The sequence below is a fragment of the Mesorhizobium sp. M3A.F.Ca.ET.175.01.1.1 genome, from assembly GCF_004791945.1.
Lineage (GTDB): Bacteria > Pseudomonadota > Alphaproteobacteria > Rhizobiales > Rhizobiaceae > Mesorhizobium.
The window spans coordinates 1-293 of the sequence record NZ_SRTP01000361.1; the positions used below are offsets into that span (position 1 = coordinate 1).

Here is a 293-nt window from a genome sequence, read left to right on the forward strand (position 1 = left end):
GTCATCCAGGAGGCCTACGTGCAGGGCATCTCGACGCGCTCGGTCGACGACCTGGTCAAGGCGATGGGCGCGAGCGGCGTCTCCAAAAGCCAGGTGAGCCGGCTCTGCGAGGAGATCGACGGCAAGGTGAAGGCCTTTCTCGAGCGGCCGATCGAGGGCGATTGGCCATACCTGTGGATCGACGCCACCTACCTGAAGGTGCGCCGCGGTGGCCGCATCGTCTCGGTCGCCGTCATCATCGCCGTCGGCGTCAACGCGGACGGCCGCCGCGAGGTGCTGGGCATGGAGGTCGG

Annotated in this window: 1 protein-coding gene; it reads left to right on the top strand. The window is 67.9% G+C overall.

Annotated features, from left to right (window positions below):
* Positions 1-293, top strand: a 293-nt coding sequence (locus EN818_RS32000) for a transposase (protein ID WP_189524019.1), incomplete at both ends; no start/stop codon positions are given.